The sequence below is a fragment of the Enterobacter sp. CFEC122 genome, assembly GCF_052983755.1.
Genome location: NZ_JBRIQR010000131.1, coordinates 1 through 769 on the forward strand (window position 1 = coordinate 1; position 769 = coordinate 769).

General features: G+C 53.7%; 1 protein-coding gene. It reads right to left on the minus strand.

Annotated elements, in window-relative coordinates:
• Positions 1-16: 16 nt before the first annotated feature.
• Positions 17-714 (minus strand): IS1-like element IS1B family transposase gene (locus ACVCAM_RS26460; RefSeq protein ID WP_095033700.1). Its coding sequence is split into 2 segments (ribosomal slippage): positions 17-465 and positions 465-714, totalling 699 coding nucleotides; the frame shifts between segments, so codons are not numbered across the junction.
• Positions 715-769: the final 55 nt, after the last annotated feature.

Below are 769 nucleotides of genomic sequence, written 5' to 3' on the forward strand. Positions count from 1 at the left end.
GGGTAATGACTCCAACTTATTGATAGTGTTTTATGTTCAGATAATGCCCGATGACTTTGTCATGCAGCTCCACCGATTTTGAGAACGACAGCGACTTCCGTCCCAGCCGTGCCAGGTGCTGCCTCAGATTCAGGTTATGCCGCTCAATTCGCTGCGTATATCGCTTGCTGATTACGTGCAGCTTTCCCTTCAGGCGGGATTCATACAGCGGCCAGCCATCCGTCATCCATATCACCACGTCAAAGGGTGACAGCAGGCTCATAAGACGCCCCAGCGTCGCCATCGTGCGTTCACCGAATACGTGCGCAACAACCGTCTTCCGGAGCCTGTCATACGCGTAAAACAGCCAGCGCTGGCGCGATTTAGCCCCGACGTATCCCCACTGTTCGTCCATTTCCGCGCAGACGATGACGTCACTGCCCGGCTGTATGCGCGAGGTTACCGACTGCGGCCTGAGTTTTTTAAATGGCGGAAAATCGTGTTGAGGCCAACGCCCATAATGCGGGCGGTTGCCCGGCATCCAACGCCATTCATGGCCATATCAATGATTTTCTGGTGCGTACCGGGTTGAGAAGCGGTGTAAGTGAACTGCAGTTGCCATGTTTTACGGCAGTGAGAGCAGAGATAGCGCTGATGTCCGGCAGTGCTTTTGCCGTTACGCACCACCCCGTCAGTAGCTGAACAGGAGGGACAGCTGATAGAAACAGAAGCCACTGGAGCACCTCAAAAACACCATCATACACTAAATCAGTAAGTTGGCAGCATCACC